Origin of the sequence: Yersinia enterocolitica subsp. enterocolitica (assembly GCF_901472495.1) — a bacterium.
Lineage (GTDB): Bacteria > Pseudomonadota > Gammaproteobacteria > Enterobacterales > Enterobacteriaceae > Yersinia > Yersinia enterocolitica.
Map to the genome: position 1 here is coordinate 2,035,341 of NZ_LR590469.1, position 16,862 is coordinate 2,052,202.

Here is a 16,862-nt window from a genome sequence, read left to right on the forward strand (position 1 = left end):
TATTGGCAATAAATCGAATGATCCCCAAAGCCATTGCTGTTGCAGCAAGGCAGCCAGCGAACTCATCCCGATGAGCTGACTCCGGTCAGTGATTCGGGTGACAAATCTGCCGGGAGCAGATTTGAACGCTGCTTGCAGCGGCCTCAACGAGGCGAGGCCCATGGATGGGGCGAGTAGTGAGTGCAGCTAACACCGCTGCGGCATCAAGGGCACAGGGGATAGTTAATCTGCGTCGGGGATAAACTCCTCCGGCCAGGCATGGATAACCGCTTTAACTAAGGTCGCCAGCGGGATGGCAAAGAACACGCCCCAAAAGCCCCACATCCCACCAAAAATGATCACTGACAGGATAATCACCAGTGGGTGCAGATTCACCGCCTCAGAGAACAACACCGGCACCAGCAGGTTGCCATCCAGCCCTTGCACCACCAAATAAGCGACAAAAAGCGTCCAGAAATCCGCGCCAATCCCCCATTGGAACAGCGCCACCAGCACCACTGGAATGGTAACAATCACCGCGCCAATATAGGGAATCAGGACGGAAAAACCGACTAACACCGCCAGCAACAGGGCGTAATTCATCCCCATCACGAAGAACACCAGATAAGTGGCGATACCGACCACCACCATTTCCAACACTTTCCCACGAATATAGTTGGTGATCTGTTGGTTCATTTCCAACCAAACCTGACCTGCCAAACCACGATTGCGCGGTAAAATACGGCGCACCGCATTTAGCATCTGCTCTTTATCTTTAAGCAGGAAAAACAGCATTAGCGGCACCAGAATCAAATAGATGGCCAATGTCAGCAAACCGATTAATGAAGCCAGTGAGATTTTCACCACTGACTCCCCCATGCCGGAGAGCTTGCTACGCAGGTTTTCTGCCATCATATCGACAATGCCAGCGTCCACTAATGCGGGATAACGCGCAGGTAATGTCTGAGCAAACGCATTGAATTTATTCAGCATCTTCGGCATATCTGAGATCAGATGATTACCTTGCTGCCAGACAGTGGGAGCAACCACAAACACCGCCAGCAGCGCAATACCGCCGAAAACCACTAACACAAGACTGGCCGCCCACGGGCGCGAGCAACCAATACGCTGCAACCGGGCCGTTGGCCACTCCAATAGGTACGCCAGAACAATAGCCGCCAATAACGGGGCCAAAATACCGCTGAAGAAGTAGAGAATACAGAACCCAGCCAACAGAATAACCAGTAAAGCGATAACCTGCGGGTCGGTAAAACGACGGCGATACCATTGTAACAACAGCTCTAGCATCCGAAATTGCTCCTTAAATACGATGAGGAATCCGCAAATAAGCGAATTCCTTAAACAGCCCCATAATGCAGAGGCATAACCCGAAGGTCCGTTGATGCTTCAGCCGTTTCTTTGTCACCGTTGCCTTAGTCACCATTCCTTTATATAACTATTTCTTTATATCTATAGGCTGACTAAGATAGTTGCGAATCTCAGTAATGGATGATGAGCTTAACCTTTGACCTATTTAAGACTATTTTTGTGATCCTATACCCAATAGATTTCAAGATGCAGGAAGGCGGCAAGCAAGAGAACCCCGATGAGTTTACACTCGTAAGTGATTCGGGTGCGTGAGCGCGGCCAACACACCTGCGGTTTGAAAGATGACGGGGATAACTCGCTTTCGTGATGATTGTACTGGAGAGCAGTGCAAGGAAGAAGAACTCTTACACATCTCGGAGTCTAATTGTCATTACATCAGTAGGGGCAATCTCGTTTATGACCGTTCAGTTAAATAAAATAAGTCAGTTAAATAAAACAGGCCGGATAAGTAAGACGGTGATCGCCACACTGCTCAGCAGCTTACTGCTCACTGGCCCTTTACCTGTCAATGCTGACACACAGACACAAGATCTGCTGCCCGATATCGGCACCTCAGCAGGTGCAACCTTGAGTATCGATCAAGAAAAAGCCATGGGGGATTTTTATGTCCGCCAAATGCGTGCCAGCGCCCCACTGATTTATGACCCATTATTGACACAATACATCAATTCGTTGGGTAACCGCTTAGTCGCAAATGCTTACTCAGTGCGCACGCCATTCCATTTCTATTTGGTGAATAACGATCAAATTAACGCCTTTGCATTCTTTGGCGGCAATGTGGTGCTCCACTCAGCCCTATTCCGCTATACAGAAAACGAAAGCGAACTGGCTTCCGTATTAGCTCATGAAATATCCCATGTCACTCAACGCCACCTGGCGCGAGCGATGGAAGAACAGCAGCGTATGGCACCACTGACATGGGTTGGTGTACTAGGGTCTATCCTGCTGACAATGGCCAGCCCACAAGCGGGTATGGCGGGTTTAAGTGGTACACTGGCAGGTGCTCAGCAGGGTATCATCAGCTTTACGCAGGGTAATGAGCAAGAGGCTGACCGAATTGGCATTCAAGTGCTACAGCGGTCAGGGTTTGATCCACAAGCCATGCCTAATTTCCTGCAAAAACTGGCCGATCAGTCGCGATATGCATCCAAACCACCGGAAATGCTACTGACCCACCCATTACCCGATAGTCGTCTATCTGATGCACGTAACCGGGCTAATCAGATGAAGCCGCACTCGATTGCCTCGTCGCAAGATTACTTGTTCGCCAAAGTTCGTATTCTGGGTATGTATGGTTCAAGCGAAAACAGCCTGACCCCTGATCTGCTTGAGACATTAAGTAAAGGCACTACACGCGAACAACTGGCCGCCAAATATGGCCAGGCTATTTTGTTGTATCAAGCCAAAAAGTACGATGAAGCCCGCAATCAGTTACAACCGCTGTTAACCCAACAGCCGGGCAATGTGTGGTTCCTTGATTTGATGACAGATATCGATTTGGGGCAAAACAAAGCGGCCAGTGCCATTAGCCGCCTGCAAGCCGCAACCGCTAAACAAAATAATGATCCGGTGTTACTGCTGAATTTGGCCAACGCCTATGTTCAGGGCGCGCAACCAGCGGCGGCGATCAAAATATTGCGTAACTACACATTCCGCTATCCGAATGATCCTAACGGTTGGGATTTACTGGCGCAAGCCGCAGCAGCACTAGGCCTGCGCGATCAGGAACTGGCTGCGCGCGCGGAAAGTCTGGCATTGAGTGGCAAATTAACTCAAGCCATCGGCTTACTGAGTGATGCCAGTGCGCGGGTGAAACTAGGGAGTTTGGAACAAGCTCGCTATGATGCCCGAATTGACCAGTTGCGCCAATTGAATGAACGCTTCCGTAAATACCAGAAGTCCTAAGGAAAGTTACTATGAAAGATGTCACGATTTATCACAATCCGCGTTGCTCCAAAAGCAGGGAAACACTCGCATTAGTTGAGCAACAAGGCATTAAACCGCAGGTGGTATTGTATCTGGATAGCCCTCCCTCAGTAGCAACGTTAAAAGAATTACTGCAACAGTTGGGGTTCAGTGACGCACGGCAATTGATGCGCACCAAAGAGGAGCTTTATAAGGAGCTGAATCTGGCGGATAAAGCACTGACGCAAGAGCAATTGCTGCAAGCGATGAGTGATAATCCCAAGCTTATTGAGCGCCCCATCGTGGTTTATCACGGCAAAGCGCGCATTGGCCGCCCACCAGAGCAGGTACTTGAGATTTTGTAGTCATTGCCTGAATGGAATCATGCCCTGCGTCATAAGAACGCGGGGTATTAAAGGCTGAGGATCTCTTTCACAAAGGGGATAGTCAGTTTGCGCTGCGCAGTAATGGAGGCTCGATCAAGCTGATCTAACGTCATAAATAAAGTGCGCATTTCTCGATCGAGGCGTTTTAACAAAAAACGACCGACATCTTCCGGTAATTCAAAACCGCGTAATTTGGCGCGTAATTGCAAAGCCTGCAATTTTTCATCATCTGACAAGGGCTGCAATTTATAGATTTGCCCCCAATCAAGCCGAGAGGCCAAATCAGGCAAACCAAGATTTAACTGCCGTGGCGGACGATCGCCGGTGATCAATAAACGGGTACGGCCGGTTTCCACAATGCGGTTATAGAGATTAAACATCGCCATCTCCCACTGCTCGTCACCAGCAATACACTCAATATTATCAATACAAACCAGGGCCAATTGCTCCATGCCATCCAGCACTTCCGGCACGAAGTATGCGCGTTTATCCAGCGGGACATAGCCCACCGCCTCACCTTTTTGTGATAACTCGGCACAAGCTGCATGCAACAGATGACTGCGGCCACCGCCTTCGCGCGACCAAAAATAGATATAACTGCCATGAGACTGATGAACAGCGGACTGGATCGCAGCTAATAGGGACGGGTTCTCCCCCGGATAAAAACTGGCAAAAGTTTCATCATCGGGAAGATAGAGTGGCAGTGAAAGCTGTGCCGGCGTATTCAGAAGCACCTCAACCAACAAAACGGGCGGGAAAACGTGGCAAGCTTACCACAAAAAATGACAACAGCATAAAAACCTGACCTGAGGCGAAAAACTGGCCGAACCGACAAGTGCAGTTCGACCAGATGGCTCTTTTACTTAAGCGCAGGCTCGTCTTCCGTCGCCTCGATAATTTCTTCTTCGGTGCGGATTAAGCTAATCACTTTGAACAACAGGCTCAGGCCGATACCCACTACTGTCGCCAGTGCCATGCCTTTCAACTCAGTTGCACCAATGTTCACTTTCGCACCGCTCACCCCAATTATCAGGATGACGGAGGTTAAGATCAGGTTTTGTGCTTTGTTATAGTCAACTTTTGACTCGATCAACACGCGAATACCTGACGCAGCAATAACCCCGTATAGCAGCAGTGAGACGCCCCCCATAACCGGCACCGGCACCGCCTGAATTGCAGCAGCCAATTTACCGATACAAGAGAGCATAATCGCCAGAATCGCCGCACCACCGATAACCCAGGTACTGTAAACACGGGTGATCGCCATAACGCCGATATTTTCACCATAAGTGGTATTCGGTGTCGAACCGAAGAAACCAGAAATAACCGTCGAAATACCATTAGCAAACATCGAACGGTGTAGGCCAGGGTCACGAATCAAATCTTTTTTCACAATATTTGCTGTGACCACCAAATGCCCAATATGCTCGGCAATCACCACCAATGCCGCTGGCAAGATAGTCAGAATGGCAAACCACTCAAAACGTGGAGTATAGAATGTCGGCAAGGCAAACCAGTGGGCCTCACGAATAGGTGTCAAATCAACCACCCCCATCACGAATGACAAGGCATAACCGACCAGCACACCAATCAGAATAGGGATAATGGCAAAGAAACCACGGAATAACACTGACCCTAGAATGGTCACACCTAAGGTCACCATGGAAATGATGATGGTGGTGGAATCGACTGTCACCCCTTCAGCAGGCAACAGCCCCGCCATTCCCGCAGCCACGCCAGCCAATTCAAGGCCGATAACCGCCACAATCGCCCCCATTGCCGCAGGCGGGAAGAGCACATTCAACCAACCGGTGCCAGCTTTTTTGACAATCAACGCCACCAGACAGAACAACACACCGCACATGATAAAACCGCCCAAGGCGACTTCGTAACCCAATGGCAGCAATAGCAATACTGGTGAAATAAAGGCAAAACTGGAACCCAGATAAGCAGGAATTTTCCCCTTACAAATGAATAAGTAAAGCAAGGTTCCGATACCGTTAAACAGCAGCACCGTCGCCGGGTTAATTTTAAACAGAATAGGAACTAAAACAGTGGCACCAAACATGGCGAACAAATGTTGGAAACTCAGGGGGATCGTTTGGAGCAGCGGTGGGCGCTCGCTGACGCCAATGGTGCGACGGCTCATTTTCTCTATCCTCTAATGAAAGTTATATGGTGTTGTGTTGAATGCTAAAAATTATTCAAAAAAAAGCCGACTATCGAGTCGGCTATCATCAGTTATTTGGTTCCAAAAATCTTATCACCGGCATCACCCAATCCAGGGATAATGTAGCCGTGTTCGTTCAGGCCTTGATCGATGGAAGCGGTGTACAGCTCGACATCTGGGTGAGCGGCTTCCAGCGCTTTGATACCTTCAGGAGCGGCAACCAATACCAATACCTTAATACTCTTACAACCCGCTTTCTTGAGCAAATCAATGGTTGCAATCATGGAACCACCGGTTGCCAGCATCGGGTCAACCACCAGCGCCATGCGCTCATCGATATTTGACACCAACTTCTGGAAGTAAGGGACAGGTTTTAGGGTTTCTTCATCACGATAGACACCCACCACACTGATGCGCGCACTAGGTACATTTTCCAATACCCCTTCCATCATGCCCAAACCAGCACGCAGAATAGGGACTACAGTAATTTTCTTACCTTTAATCTGTTCAATCTCAACCGGCCCGTTCCAACCCTCAATGGTGACTTTTTCAGTTTCCAGATCGGCGGTTGCCACGTAAGTCAGCAAACTCCCCACTTCAGACGCTAACTCGCGAAAACGCTTTGTACTGATATCATTCTCACGCATCAAACCAAGTTTATGTTTTACTAGCGGGTGTTTCACCTCAACGATCTTCATTATTTTTCTCCTGGTTAGGCGACTGGCGGCCAAAAAAATCGCGAGATTATACCGCCTTTTTTTTGAACGCCACAATGAATAGCCTGATTCAGATCAATAGAAAATCATTATTAAGTCAAGAAAGCTAAAAATTGGAGTGATATCACAAGCTACTCGCAAACGTTTGCCTGCGCTGTTAGAATTGTCGCGTTTTCTTCCTAAGCTCAAACAGCCAACCGCAGTGGGGACCTCGCAGTGACCAACAAAACCTCTCTCAGCTATAAAGACGCAGGTGTAGATATTGATGCCGGCAATGACCTTGTTGATCGCATAAAAGGTGTGGTTAAACAGACTCGTCGCCCAGAAGTGATGGGGGGATTGGGCGGCTTCGGTGCCCTCTGCGCTTTGCCACAAAAATACCGTGAACCTATCCTGGTTTCAGGCACCGACGGCGTCGGCACCAAGCTGCGTCTGGCGATGGACCTGAAACGTCACGATACCATCGGTATCGATTTAGTCGCTATGTGTGTTAACGACCTGGTGGTTCAAGGCGCAGAGCCGCTGTTCTTCCTTGACTACTTTGCCACCGGTAAACTGGATGTGGATACTGCCGCCAGTGTGATTACCGGAATTGCCGAAGGGTGCAAACAATCAGGTTGTGCGCTGGTCGGGGGTGAAACTGCCGAAATGCCGGGGATGTACCACGGCGAAGATTACGACGTTGCCGGTTTCTGTGTTGGCGTGGTCGAAAAATCTGAAATCATCGACGGCAGCAAAGTCGCACCCGGTGATGCTCTGGTGGCGTTAGGGGCTAGCGGCCCGCACTCTAACGGCTACTCTTTGGTGCGCAAAATTCTGGAAGTCAGCAATACTGACCCAGAGCAGACTCAATTGGACGGTAAATCTCTGGCCGACCATCTGCTGGAACCGACCAAAATCTACGTAAAATCAATTCTTAGCTTGATTGAACAACTTGATATTCATGCGATTGCTCACCTGACCGGTGGTGGCTTCTGGGAGAATATCCCACGCGTATTGCCACAAGGGACTCAGGCAGTGATTGATGAAGCTAGCTGGCAGTGGCCTGCGGTGTTTAGCTGGTTGCAAGAGACCGGTAATGTCAGCCGCCACGAAATGTACCGTACCTTTAACTGCGGCGTCGGCATGGTTGTTGCGCTCCCCGCTGAACTGGCAGACAAAGCGGTTGAATTGCTAACCGCATCCGGTGAAAAAGCCTGGAAAATCGGTGTCATCGCTGCAGCGGCTGAGGGTGCAGAGCAAGTCATTATCAATCCGTAATATTGATAACCCCCCTGCAACTTCAAGTATGAAGGGTATATGAAAAAGATAGTGGTTTTAGTTTCAGGCCAAGGCAGCAACTTGCAAGCATTGATAGACGCCCAGCAACAAGGGCGTATTTCAGGCGAGATTAGTGCTGTTTTCAGTAATAACCCTGATGCTTATGGCTTACAACGTGCTGAATTGGCAGGTATTCCCCACCATGCAATAGATGCTAAATCTTATGCTTCGCGTGCCAGCTTTGATTTAGCATTAGCGCAAGCCATTGATGAATATCAGCCTGATTTACTGGTGCTGGCGGGTTATATGCGCATTCTCAGCCCGGAATTTGTTCAGCATTATGCTGGCCGGATGTTGAATATTCATCCCTCGCTGCTGCCGAAATACCCCGGCTTGCATACCCATCGTCAAGCATTGGAAAACGGCGACCAGGAACACGGTACCTCCGTGCATTTTGTCACAGAAGAACTGGATGGCGGCCCGGTCATCCTGCAAGCTAAAGTCCCGATCTTTAGTGATGATAGCGAAACAGATGTAATGTCGAGAGTGCAAACTCAAGAGCACAGTATTTACCCGTTAGTGGTCGGCTGGTTTACTGATGGCCGTCTGACAATGCGTGATAATGCCGCCTGGCTGGATGATAAACGCTTACCCGCACAAGGTTATGCGGCTGAGTGAAACAAGTTAATGAATATTGATTAAAGGCGCTGCCATTTTAAGGTGAGCGCCTTTTTTAATTCCCCTGTGCTTACCCCTTATGCTAATAGTATAATTTTTAGGGCAGCAACCGCTGTCGTCAGATGAGGAATAAGCATGTCTACCACTAGCAGCGTCCGGTTACGCCCTCTGGAACGGGATGATCTGCCGTTTGTCCATCAGTTAGATAACAATGCCAGCGTTATGCGTTATTGGTTTGAAGAGCCTTATGAGGCTTTCGTCGAGCTGTCTGATCTGTATGATAAACATATCCATGATCAGAGTGAGCGCCGCTTTATTATTGAAAGCCAGGGCACCAAAGTGGGTCTGGTTGAATTAGTTGAAATTAACCACATTCACCGCCGCGCTGAGTTTCAGATTATTATCGACCCAGCCCATCAAGGTAAAGGTTTTGCCGGTTCGGCGGCACGACTCGCAATGGAATACGGTTTTTCCGTCCTAAACTTGTACAAACTGTATTTAATTGTGGATAAAGAAAATGAGAAAGCCATTCATATTTATACAAAATTAGGCTTTGAAATAGAAGGTGAATTAAAACAAGAGTTCTTTATCAATGGTGAGTATCGCACAGTAATCCGTATGTGTATTTTCCAGCCGCAATATTTGGCTAAATATAAGACACCATCGATAAAGAGTGCTTAATCCATTGGGGTCGTACGACCCCAACAATATAATTATCAGAATCAACCTAACTAATTCAACAAAATACTAACAATCATATTGTACCAATAAATATAATGTCCAGAAGTTATCCCTCATCACCATAGCAATCAATTACTGGATGGGTACAATGGCTTTGAACGCCTGAGTCCATGAATTACAGATGCTATTGGCAATGACGCGTCTGTTTGATATTTCGGCCTTAGGAAAAGCGCCTTATTTTAATTTAGGCCCTACACAATAATCATGACTACTACAGCTTGTAATGGCAATAAGCTCATTAGCAGAAAATCCAGTTCTAAAGGCCGGATCATACCAGACGTCTTTCTTTATATATACTCTTACTTGTAAACCAGTAGAATAATAAAACTTGGCTGTGTCCATCATGGCTGAAAAACCATTCTTGTATTTCCCGTACACATCTACTTTACATGCGTTATTGATATCTGGTTTATTTCCAACCCTCGTGTATCCAATACAAAAGAAAGTAGTGTCTTTACCTCCTGAATTATATACTCCACTTGAGAAGTTATTTATTATTACATTACTGTAATAAGTATCATAATCCTTCATTGCAGCTGAAGTCACTGATGAAACCAACAAAGATGCCAATGCAATTGCCTTTATTTTCATGATAGCCACCTATTTTAACTGGTTATTTAGTTAAATAAAAAATGAAACACATAAAATAATGGTTGTCAACCATTATTTGGCCACTTGAACATTTGATAGCAATATAAAATTCCAGTAGCTTTTGCTTGAGCTGACACTTCATCAGTGATTATAAAAATAACTAGAGAGGTAAATGATAAATCAAACAACGAAAGTCATTAAACCCCAAATAAGTGCGAACTGGCCGCTTAAGCGGCAATAGAAACGTATCCCTACGCCCAGTAAAAATGAAAAACATTACCTCACCGGAGTCCTTCATGCGGGAACCGGCAAAGTGGATTACGTCAGTGGAGCAAGCAAAAACTCAAGTTTATTTATTAAGATGCGACGAAACTGAGAAACACATATCGCAGTGCCAAAACGATCACAGTGATTGCCGATAATTACATCATACTTAAAAGTAGAAAAACACAGCATCGTGCCACCAAAAAACTCTCCCGTCAGACGGGCTGATTTCGATCATATTATCTAGCCTCAGCATGATTTGGAATATTTTTGGAAACGGCTCACCGCGCTGGAAACCCAAATTGGGCAGGAAGATTGTATTCTCATCAACACTCAACAATTACAGGCTCTAGTGAAATCGAAACGCAGCATTCCCTATTCCTTACTGGATTTTATATTTATACTATCAAATGTTCAAAAAGTTAAATTAAGACTTGACAACTGTTAGCGATCTAATTAAAAAGAATTCTGTAATTAAACGGCTGAGAAAAGCACCGAATAAACTAAGGTGTTTATGAGTCGTATTCGGTCTTTTTTTTATTCATCTGTTAAAATCAACCATATGAATAAATATCCGTCAATTACCTCCAATCCCGTTACTCTTCATTGCTTGCTATTTCATCCGCTATCGCTGTAAGTATCCCGCTTAAACGGCCCATTCACTTTTAGAGATCTTCCGACATACTGATGATGTCACCTGAGAAGATCCTTATGCGTAAAATCCGATTCACCGAGCACCAGATCATCGCCGTACTGAAATCAGTCGAAGCGGGTAGGACCGTCAAAGATGTGTGCCGCGAGGCTGCTATTTCCGAAGCCAGCTATTACAATTGGAAGGCGAAATATGGCGGGATGGAAGCCGCTGATATCAAAAAGATCAAAGATCTAGAAGACGAGAATCGCCGTCTGAAGCAGATGTTTGCTGATCTGAGTCTGGAATGCCGTGCGCTGAAAGACGTCATCGAAAAAAAGCTTTAAAACCAGCGATAAAGCGTGAGCTCGTCAACTATCTGACCACGCAGTTTACGATGAGCATACGCCAGGCATGCAGGACGTTATCGCTGAGCAGGACGGTGTTTCGTTATCAACCGAATAAACGACGTGATGAACCGGTGATCCAGAGGCTGACTGAGGCGGCTGAACGCTATCCCCGCTACGGATTTAAGAAGCTTTTTCAGGTGCTTCGCAGGCAGGGACACGCCTGGAACCACAAGCGTGTACACCGGATTTACTGTCTGCTAAAACTGAATTTTCGTCGTAAAGGGAAACAACGCCTGCCGGTGCGTAATCCGGCTCCGCTGGCCACGCCGGAAGCCCTCAACCAAAGCTGGTCGATTGATTTTATGCACGACGCGCTGACATGTGGCCGACGTTTTCGGACTTTCAACGTCGTGGATGATTTTAACCGCGAGGCTCTGGCTATCGAAATTGACCTGAATATCCCGGCGCAGCGCGTTGTGCGGGTGCTGGACAGAATAGTGGCAAACCGTGGATATCCGCTGAAAATGCGGATGGATAACGGGCCAGAACTAATATCACTGGCGCTGGCACAATGGGCTGAAGACCATGGCGTGATGCTGGAATTTATCAAGCCCGGCAAACCGACGCAAAACGCATTTATCGAACGGTTTAACCGAACGTATCGGACCGAAATACTGGATTTTTATCTGTTCAGAACGCTGAATGAAGCACGGGAAATAACGGAACGCTGGCTGAATGAATACAACAGTGAGCGGCCCCATGAATCCCTGAATAACCTGACGCCGGAAGAATACCGGCTGATGGGTGAGAAGACGGAAATCTCAAAAAGTGTGTGGAACTAAAACTGGGATACTTACAGTTTGACCTGCCCAAAAACGAATACATGACTATTCTAGTAATGTCTCATCTACAATATAAGTATGAGTACATTCCCCATGAAGAAGCGTTTATCCAAGCAACAGATCATCCGTATGCTGCTCCGCAAAGTGGGCCGGTGAACACGGTGTAGAGCTGCGGCTTATCCAGCCCGGGGAAGCCACACCGAATGGTATTATCGAGAACTTCAACGCCGCTTTCGGCACGAACATTGGTTCAGCGATATGGCTCATGCAAGAAATATTATTAGTGAATGGCGGAAAGATTATAATGTCTATAGGCCACACTCAACACGGAGCGACTTGACTCCCCTTGGAGTTTGCAGCAAACGGGTGTAACGGTGATGTTGACAATGATAAAAATGACATTACTCAATGAGTGCTGGATTTAATTTAGGGGCAGGTCAATCTTCGATTATCCCATATCCTTACGACATTTCCGTCTATTATTATCAATCTAATCGTCTATCTATCACTAACAGACAGTCAGATAAGCGAGCATCTTATATTTATTTCGTGGCGTTTAGATGACAATGTTGATAATGCTTACCTGACAATATTTTTGAAAGATAACTCGTGATATCTGTTGGACTTTCTGGTCAATCTTTCGCAATAATGATTGAGGACACTAAATACTCCCACAATAATCTTACTGGAGTTGCAATGGGTCAGGAAAAGCTCTACACCGAAAAAGAACTCAGTTGGTTATCTTTTAATGAACGGGTATTGCAGGAAGCGGCGGATAAGAGCAATCCACTTATCGAGCGGATGCGATTTCTTGGCATTTACTCCAATAATCTCGACGAATTTTATAAAGTCCGTTTCGCCGATCTGAAACGGCGCATTTTAATTAGCGAGGAGCAAGGTTCTGCCGTCACCTCTCGCCATTTGCTGAAAAAAATCCAAAGTAAAGTGGTGAAAGCCGATCAAGAATTTGACGGGCTTTATAATGATCTATTGCTGGAAATGGCGCGTAATCAAATCTTCTTGATTAATGAGCGGCAAATTTCCGAGAATCAGCAAATCTGGTTAAAGCTATATTTCAAACAGCATCTGCGCCAGCACATCACGCCGATTCTGATTAACCACGACACTAATTTGGTTCAATTCTTAAAAGATGATTACACCTATCTGGCAGTGGAAATTATCCGTGGTCAGGAAATAGCCTATGCGCTGTTAGAAATACCTTCAGATAAAGTACCGCGCTTCGTTAATTTACCACCGGAAGCTCCTCGCCGCCGCAAACCAATGATATTACTTGATAATATTCTTAGGTATTGTCTCGATGAGATTTTTAAAGGCTTCTTTGATTATGATGCGCTGAATGCCTATTCCATGAAGATGACCCGCGATGCGGAATATGATTTGGTCACTGAAATGGAATCCAGCCTGCTGGAATTGATGTCGTCGAGCCTAAAACAGCGCCTGACCGCTGAGCCAGTACGCTTTGTTTATCAACGCGATATGCCTGATGAAATGGTAGAATTACTGCGCGAAAAACTGGGTATCTCGAATGATGACTCCGTTATTGCCGGCGGCCGTTACCATAATTTCAAAGACTTTATTAACTTCCCTAATGTCGGCAAAAGCAATCTGGTTAACAAAACTATGCCACGCCTGCGCCACATTTGGTTTGATAAATTCCGCAATGGTTTTGATGCTATTCGCGAACAGGATGTGCTGCTGTATTACCCTTATCACACCTTCGAACACGTGTTGGAATTGCTGCGTCAAGCATCATTCGATCCCAGCGTTTTGGCCATTAAAATCAATATCTACCGCGTTGCCAAAGATTCGCGCATTATCGAATCAATGATCCATGCCGCTCATAATGGTAAAAAAGTGACAGTGGTGGTGGAATTACAGGCGCGTTTCGATGAAGAAGCCAATATTCATTGGGCCAAAAGTCTGACTGCCGCTGGCGTGCACGTTATTTTCTCCGCGCCGGGGCTGAAAATTCATGCCAAATTATTCTTAATCTCTCGACTCGAAGGCGAGGAGATCGTGCGTTATGCTCATATTGGCACCGGTAACTTTAATGAGAAAACAGCACGTCTTTATACCGACTATTCTTTACTGACGGCAGATGCGCGTATTACCAATGAAGTGCGGCGGGTATTTAACTTTATTGAAAACCCTTACCGCCCGGTCAAGTTCGATAATCTGATGGTGTCACCACAGAACTCGCGCTTGATGTTATATCAATTGATCGATCAGGAAATTATTCATGCTCAGGCGGGCGAAAGTGCCGGTATTACCCTGAAGATAAATAATTTAGTGGATAAAGGCCTGGTAGATAGGTTATATAGCGCCTCCAGTGCGGGCGTGAAAATCCGGCTATTAGTGCGAGGGATGTGTTCGTTAATCCCCAATATGCCGGGGATCAGCGATAATATTCAGGTCACCAGTATTGTTGATCGCTTCTTAGAGCATGACCGGGTATACGTTTTTGAGAATAAAGGCGACAAACTAGTCTATCTCTCTTCCGCCGACTGGATGACCCGTAACATTGATTATCGTATTGAGGTGGCAGTCTCATTACTAGACCCGAGGTTAAAGCAGCGGGTGCTGGATATTTTAGAGCTGTTATTCAACGACACGGTAAAAGCCCGTTATATTGATAAAGAACTGAGTAATCGTTATGTACCGCGTGGAAATAGGCGCAAAGTACGTGCACAGATTGCCATCTATGATTATTTAAAAGCGCTGGAACAACCAGACGCATCGAGCTAAAACTATGCCGCTAACCAACAATTCGATTACCTCGAAACCGCAAGAAATTGCTGCTATCGACCTGGGATCTAACAGTTTTCATATGGTCATTGCCCGCGTCGTCAACGGCGCGTTGCAGGTTTTAGGGCGCCTGAAGCAGCGCGTGCATCTGGCTGATGGTCTGGATAGCAATAATATGCTCAGTGAAGAAGCCATTGAGCGGGGTCTGGCTTGCCTGGCCCTGTTTGCCGAACGTTTGCAAGGTTTCTCACCAGATAATGTCTGCATCGTGGGGACGCATTCACTGCGACAAGCGGCGAATGCAGAGACTTTCCTCAAGCGCGCCGCCGAAGTTATTCCTTACCCGATCGAAATTATTTCGGGTCAGGAAGAAGCGCGTCTGATTTTCATGGGAGTCGAACATACCCAGCCGGAGAAAGGCCGTAAACTGGTGATTGATATCGGTGGTGGTTCAACCGAGTTGGTTATTGGCGAAGATTTTGAACCTCTGCTGGTTGAAAGCCGCCGTATGGGGTGTGTCAGTTTTGCGCAACAGTTTTTCCCACACGGAGAAATCAGTAAGACAAACTTTAAACGCGCCCGCCTGGCTGCTGCACAAAAGTTGGAAAATCTTGCCTGGCAATACCGCATTCAAGGCTGGCAATATGCTCTGGGTGCATCCGGCACCATTAAGGCCACCTACGAAGTATTGGTGGAAATGGGCGAGAAAGACGGGCTTATCACCCCAGAACGCCTCGAAATGCTGGTTGAGCAAGTACTGCAATACAAACACTTCTCTGCACTAAGCCTGCCGGGGTTATCGGAAGATCGCCAATCAGTATTTGTACCGGGTTTGGCTATCTTGTGTGGCGTATTTGATGCATTAGCAATCAAAGAGTTACGTCTGTCTGATGGGGCATTGCGTGAAGGCGTGTTGTACGAAATGGAAGGCCGTTTCCGTCATCAAGATATCCGTCAGCGCACCGCTAAAAGTTTGGCCGAACACTACAATATTGATAGAGAGCAAGCCCGCCGGGTGCTGGAAACCACTGAGCAACTTTATGCACAATGGATGGCACAGAATACCAAGTTGGTGCAGCCACAACTGGAAGCATTACTAAAATGGGCGGCAATGCTACACGAAGTGGGGCTGAGTATTAATCACAGCGGGATGCACCGCCATTCTGCTTATATATTGCAAAATACCAATCTGCCCGGCTTCAATCAGGAGCAGCAATTGCTGCTGGCAACTCTGGTGCGTATGCATCGTAAAGCCATTAAGCTTGATGAGTTGCCACGCTTGAATTTGTTCAAGAAAAAGTATTATTTGCCGTTAATTCAGTTATTACGCTTAAGCACGTTATTGAATAATCAGCGCCAATCGACCACCACGCCGGAAACTCTGCGACTGATAACTGACGATAGCCATTGGACATTGCGTTTCCCAGCCGGTTACCTGGCACAAAATAATCTGGTACAACTGGATTTTGAACGTGAGCAGGCTTATTGGGATGATGTGGTTGGCTGGAAGCTAATCATTGAAGAAGAAGCAGCGGAAGAAGCCGAATCTGAGGCCGAAACGCCCAAAACATAAGCAGAACAAATCCCGATGAGCTTATTTATAGTAAAGTCGACTAACAGTCAGTGATTCGGGTGAGTGAGGGCAGCTAACTCTTGCTGATACCAAACAAGCTGCAATTTCAAGCACGCAGGGGATTCCCCAAAGTCATTGGGATTGCGGCAAGGCAGCAAGCGAACAAATCCCGATGAGCTGACATAAATCAGTGATTCGGGTGAGTGAGAGCAGCTAACTCTTGCTGATACCAAACAAGCTGCAATTTCAAGCACGCAGGGGATTCCCCAAAGTCATTGGGATTGCGGCAAGGCAGCAAGCGAACAAATCCCGATGAGCTGACATAAGTCAGTGATTCGGGTGAGTGAGAGCAGCTAACACCGCTGCAATTTCAAGGACACAAGGGAAAAGGGTAAATATGAAAAGACGGCCATCAACCCAACTAACAAAAATCATCTTGCTGGTGAGCTTTCTGATTCTGTTTGGCCGCTTGCTGTATGCAGGGATTGCCTCTATTTCTCATCATCAGGAGCGACGAGATGCGCAACGAGTTGAGTTGTCAGTGGATGGTGAACTTCCTGGCCCGCATGAGACAGATGTTAGCCCCTAGATTTTCGCACTCATGCGCTCGTTTTATATACA

General features: G+C 46.8%; 14 protein-coding genes and 2 pseudogenes. 11 read left to right on the forward strand and 5 right to left on the reverse strand.

The genetic code is table 11. The annotated features are described in order from the left end of the window. Positions 1 to 222 precede the first annotated feature (222 nt). Positions 223 to 1,287 carry an AI-2E family transporter gene (locus tag FGL26_RS09665; RefSeq protein WP_005172372.1) on the reverse strand — a complete coding sequence of 355 codons (1,065 nt, stop codon included), beginning with the start codon at positions 1,285 to 1,287 and terminating at the stop codon, positions 223 to 225. 477 nt (positions 1,288 to 1,764) lie between these two features. On the opposite strand from FGL26_RS09665, the gene bepA reads away from it, so the two are divergent. Both bepA and arsC read left to right on the forward strand, forming a co-directional pair. After that, positions 1,765 to 3,273 carry a beta-barrel assembly-enhancing protease gene (gene bepA / locus FGL26_RS09670; protein WP_005172375.1) on the forward strand — a complete coding sequence of 503 codons (1,509 nt, stop codon included), beginning with the start codon at positions 1,765 to 1,767 and terminating at the stop codon, positions 3,271 to 3,273. 11 nt (positions 3,274 to 3,284) lie between these two features. Next, positions 3,285 to 3,638 carry an arsenate reductase (glutaredoxin) gene (gene arsC, locus FGL26_RS09675; protein WP_005172378.1) on the forward strand — a complete coding sequence of 118 codons (354 nt, stop codon included), beginning with the start codon at positions 3,285 to 3,287 and terminating at the stop codon, positions 3,636 to 3,638. 47 nt (positions 3,639 to 3,685) lie between these two features. On the opposite strand, the gene hda is transcribed toward arsC, so the two are convergent. The 3 genes from hda to upp all read right to left on the reverse strand — a co-directional run bounded on the left by hda (position 3,686) and on the right by upp (position 6,527). Further along, the gene (gene hda / locus FGL26_RS09680; RefSeq protein WP_005172380.1) at positions 3,686 to 4,393 is read right to left on the reverse strand and encodes a DnaA inactivator Hda; all 708 of its coding nucleotides are present in this window, start codon (positions 4,391 to 4,393) and stop codon (positions 3,686 to 3,688) included. A gap of 125 nt (positions 4,394 to 4,518) precedes the next feature. Next, positions 4,519 to 5,808 (reverse strand): uracil permease, encoded by a 1,290-nt coding sequence (uraA, locus tag FGL26_RS09685; protein WP_005172384.1) that lies wholly within the window; start codon positions 5,806 to 5,808, stop codon positions 4,519 to 4,521. A gap of 92 nt (positions 5,809 to 5,900) precedes the next feature. After that, positions 5,901 to 6,527, reverse strand: coding sequence for a uracil phosphoribosyltransferase (gene upp, locus FGL26_RS09690; protein ID WP_005162121.1), 627 nt, complete (start codon positions 6,525 to 6,527; stop codon positions 5,901 to 5,903). A gap of 234 nt (positions 6,528 to 6,761) precedes the next feature. On the opposite strand from upp, the gene purM reads away from it, so the two are divergent. The 3 genes from purM (at position 6,762) to speG (ending at position 9,164) form a co-directional block, all read left to right on the forward strand. Continuing rightward, positions 6,762 to 7,805 carry a phosphoribosylformylglycinamidine cyclo-ligase gene (purM, locus tag FGL26_RS09695; protein ID WP_005172388.1) on the forward strand — a complete coding sequence of 348 codons (1,044 nt, stop codon included), beginning with the start codon at positions 6,762 to 6,764 and terminating at the stop codon, positions 7,803 to 7,805. 39 nt (positions 7,806 to 7,844) lie between these two features. Next, on the forward strand, positions 7,845 to 8,483 hold the full coding sequence (gene purN / locus FGL26_RS09700) for a phosphoribosylglycinamide formyltransferase (RefSeq protein ID WP_005172390.1): 639 nt from the start codon (positions 7,845 to 7,847) through the stop codon (positions 8,481 to 8,483). Between the two features lie 135 nt (positions 8,484 to 8,618). Then, entirely contained in the window at positions 8,619 to 9,164 is a 546-nt protein-coding gene (gene speG, locus FGL26_RS09705; protein WP_004391278.1) for a spermidine N1-acetyltransferase, read from the forward strand. A 234-nt stretch (positions 9,165 to 9,398) separates the two neighbouring features. On the opposite strand, the gene FGL26_RS09710 is transcribed toward speG, so the two are convergent. Further along, positions 9,399 to 9,815 (reverse strand): subtilase family AB5 toxin binding subunit, encoded by a 417-nt coding sequence (locus FGL26_RS09710; protein WP_005172393.1) that lies wholly within the window; start codon positions 9,813 to 9,815, stop codon positions 9,399 to 9,401. Positions 9,816 to 10,050: 235 nt separating this feature from the next. On the opposite strand from FGL26_RS09710, the pseudogene FGL26_RS21675 reads away from it, so the two are divergent. From FGL26_RS21675 to FGL26_RS09735, 6 genes and pseudogenes are all read left to right on the forward strand, one after another. Beyond that, a pseudogene (locus FGL26_RS21675) lies at positions 10,051 to 10,268 on the forward strand (IS630 family transposase); the annotation flags it as partial. Positions 10,269 to 10,790: 522 nt separating this feature from the next. After that, a protein-coding gene (locus FGL26_RS09715; protein WP_102990169.1) for an IS3 family transposase occupies positions 10,791 to 11,902 on the forward strand; the annotation gives its coding sequence in 2 pieces (ribosomal slippage) (positions 10,791 to 11,052 and positions 11,052 to 11,902; 1,113 coding nt in all). Between the two features lie 142 nt (positions 11,903 to 12,044). Continuing rightward, positions 12,045 to 12,314 (forward strand): annotated as a pseudogene (locus FGL26_RS09720) (integrase core domain-containing protein); the annotation flags it as partial. Between the two features lie 284 nt (positions 12,315 to 12,598). Then, positions 12,599 to 14,668, forward strand: coding sequence for a polyphosphate kinase 1 (gene ppk1, locus FGL26_RS09725; RefSeq protein WP_005162157.1), 2,070 nt, complete (start codon positions 12,599 to 12,601; stop codon positions 14,666 to 14,668). 4 nt (positions 14,669 to 14,672) lie between these two features. Continuing rightward, complete coding sequence (gene ppx / locus FGL26_RS09730) at positions 14,673 to 16,241, forward strand: exopolyphosphatase (RefSeq protein ID WP_005172405.1); 1,569 nt, start codon at positions 14,673 to 14,675, stop codon at positions 16,239 to 16,241. A gap of 397 nt (positions 16,242 to 16,638) precedes the next feature. Then, the gene (locus FGL26_RS09735; protein ID WP_005172408.1) at positions 16,639 to 16,830 is read left to right on the forward strand and encodes a YfgG family protein; all 192 of its coding nucleotides are present in this window, start codon (positions 16,639 to 16,641) and stop codon (positions 16,828 to 16,830) included. Positions 16,831 to 16,862: the final 32 nt, after the last annotated feature.

What these genes read in the sequence shown, in the direction of transcription:
- FGL26_RS09735 (WP_005172408.1), top strand. Translation starts at nt 16,639, where the DNA reads ATGAAAAGACGGCCATCAACCCAACTAACAAAAATCATCTTGCTGGTG.
- purN (WP_005172390.1), top strand. Translation starts at nt 7,845, where the DNA reads ATGAAAAAGATAGTGGTTTTAGTTTCAGGCCAAGGCAGCAACTTGCAA.
- uraA (WP_005172384.1), bottom strand. Translation starts at nt 5,808, where the DNA reads ATGAGCCGTCGCACCATTGGCGTCAGCGAGCGCCCACCGCTGCTCCAA.
- upp (WP_005162121.1), bottom strand. Translation starts at nt 6,527, where the DNA reads ATGAAGATCGTTGAGGTGAAACACCCGCTAGTAAAACATAAACTTGGT.
- bepA (WP_005172375.1), top strand. Translation starts at nt 1,765, where the DNA reads ATGACCGTTCAGTTAAATAAAATAAGTCAGTTAAATAAAACAGGCCGG.
- FGL26_RS09710 (WP_005172393.1), bottom strand. Translation starts at nt 9,815, where the DNA reads ATGAAAATAAAGGCAATTGCATTGGCATCTTTGTTGGTTTCATCAGTG.
- arsC (WP_005172378.1), top strand. Translation starts at nt 3,285, where the DNA reads ATGAAAGATGTCACGATTTATCACAATCCGCGTTGCTCCAAAAGCAGG.
- ppk1 (WP_005162157.1), top strand. Translation starts at nt 12,599, where the DNA reads ATGGGTCAGGAAAAGCTCTACACCGAAAAAGAACTCAGTTGGTTATCT.
- FGL26_RS09665 (WP_005172372.1), bottom strand. Translation starts at nt 1,287, where the DNA reads ATGCTAGAGCTGTTGTTACAATGGTATCGCCGTCGTTTTACCGACCCG.
- ppx (WP_005172405.1), top strand. Translation starts at nt 14,673, where the DNA reads ATGCCGCTAACCAACAATTCGATTACCTCGAAACCGCAAGAAATTGCT.
- speG (WP_004391278.1), top strand. Translation starts at nt 8,619, where the DNA reads ATGTCTACCACTAGCAGCGTCCGGTTACGCCCTCTGGAACGGGATGAT.